The 1,911-nt window shown below is 69.1% G+C and carries 3 protein-coding genes and 1 pseudogene; all 4 read left to right on the top strand.

From position 1 onward, the window contains the following. A partial coding sequence (locus VXC91_RS45030) for a hypothetical protein (protein WP_329513117.1) occupies positions 1-310 on the top strand: 310 nt, incomplete at its 5' end. Between the two features lie 24 nt (positions 311-334). Beyond that, on the top strand, positions 335-1,009 hold the full coding sequence (locus tag VXC91_RS45025) for a hypothetical protein (protein ID WP_329513116.1): 675 nt from the start codon (positions 335-337) through the stop codon (positions 1,007-1,009). Positions 1,010-1,125: 116 nt separating this feature from the next. Continuing rightward, entirely contained in the window at positions 1,126-1,506 is a 381-nt protein-coding gene (locus tag VXC91_RS45020; protein ID WP_329513115.1) for a hypothetical protein, read from the top strand. Continuing rightward, positions 1,500-1,911 (top strand): annotated as a pseudogene (locus VXC91_RS45015) (ATP-binding protein); the annotation flags it as partial. The gene VXC91_RS45020 and the pseudogene VXC91_RS45015, both read left to right, overlap by 7 nt.

Here is a 1,911-nt window from a genome sequence, read left to right as displayed (position 1 = left end):
TCACCTCGGCGAGCGAGGCACCGGCGAGCTGATCCAGCAGGCACTGCAGCCGCCGGGCCCCAGCCGTGAGCTGCTCATCGCACTGGTGCTGCTCTCCCGTCGCCGGTCGGCGGATCTGTCCGCCAAGGGAGGCAGTCTCGGGGCCGAGTTGCAGAAGTACCGAGAAGAGCTGTGGCGGCAGGCTCCCGTGTACGGCCGGCCCAACGCCGACCGGCTCTTCACGGCCGCGAACCACCGCGCCGACGACCCCAAGGCCCTGGACCTGTACGCGGCGAGCCTGGAGGTCGACAGCGTGGAAGCCCGTCCGTGACTGCTGAGGGACATCGTCGAGAAGGTGCACGGCCGTCGCACCGTCGAGGACGCGAAGCTCAGGCTGCTCAAGCAGCTCGGCACGGCACTACGTGCGGCCTCCGAGAAGACCGACACCATGCAGCTCTACGACCACCTCTTTTGGATCGGCAAGGCGGAGCCCTCGTACTCCGTGCGCCTGGCCGCCGCCCAGGAGTTCGGCAGCGGTGGAACCGCGGCGTTCGTCGTGATCGGGGAGAAGATCGGTCTGAACACCGACCCCATCAGGGAGTACAACAAGAGGCTCCGCGATCTGAGGGCCCGCAGGAGGAGGGAAGACCACGACTGGAGCGAGAGGATGCGGAATGCGATGACCGTCCGCGCGTCCTCTCGGGACAGGTCGTCCGCGGAGACCGATCGGCTGCAGGAGGACCGGAAGGAAATCAAGCAGCGGTACCGGAAGGAGCGCATCCAGCTGTCCAGGGAGTTCGTGATGCGAGCCTGGATGATCCCCATGCTCCTGGGCTCCGTCGACGACTCCCACCGTGACGAGGCCCGCGAACGCCTCACCAAGTGGCTACGCCACCTCCATCCGAAGCACACCCATGGCACCCCGACCTGCCGCTCGCCTTGGAGGCCGCGCTGGCCCAGGGCTTCAAGTTCGCGGCCAACCGGCGCAAACGCCACCCCTACTCGGACCCGGGCAGCCGAGCCGATCTGATCCGACAGGCGGAGAAGGTGCTGCAGCAGTCCCGCTGCTGATACACGCAGCTGACCCTGCTTCAAGGGCTGTGTCTGTGGGAGCTCCCGGACAGTGCCAGCCGCCGCGAACGTGACGTGGACGGCGAGGTATGGCGGGAGGACGGCCTCGCCGGGTCGCCCGAGCCGTCCCGGGCGAACGGCGGGACCAACGCGGTGCAGACGGTGCAGCGCTGGCTGTCAATGGCGGGCACGGTGAACGGCCCGCCCGGTCGGCCCGGCTCGAACGGTGACTCGCCCCGGCGGATGCTGCATCCGTTCGTCGCCGAGGCGGGCGACCTGGTGGCCCTGGCGCTGGAGACCGGGCAGCCCGAGCGTTTCCTCTGGATCGACGAGAAGACCGTCACTGACAACATAGGCTCGCGCACCGGACACAATCGGGGCTACCGCCCTCGGTCGGATGGAGCACCCTCGACGGACGCGCACAGCGCCTCGTCGCTGACGTGCTGCTCATGCTGAACCTGATCGAGCGGGACGGCTATCCGGAGGAGGTCGAGGAGCGTATGGCCCGCGCCGAGCGTCCTGGGATGTCGCTCCCGCCGTGCCTCTGCACGAGCCGCGCGCCGCTGCGGCCCGGCCTGCGGCCCGGCACATCCGAGCCACCCGCACCGGGCACCGCCTGTCTACCCGACTGCGAGTTCCAACTCTGTCCGTACCCGCCTCGAGGCGGGGTGCCCCGGGGCGAGGTCCGTGAGCCCTTCTGCCGCCAGCAGCAGGCGCTACTGCCAGGGCCCATACGCCGCTGTTTCCCCAAGGTGGTGCATAGGAAGACGCCTCCCTGGGTCAGCATGCGCGTCCGTGAACTGAACCGTTTCTGGGACGCGATGGCCGGACGCACCCGCCACCCACCCGCAGGCAAACCGA

The organism is Streptomyces chiangmaiensis (assembly GCF_036281785.1).
Taxonomy (GTDB): Bacteria; Actinomycetota; Actinomycetes; order Streptomycetales; family Streptomycetaceae; genus Streptomyces; species Streptomyces chiangmaiensis.
The sequence above is the reverse complement of the archived record's forward strand: the minus strand, read 5'-3'. Positions and strand labels throughout refer to the sequence as shown.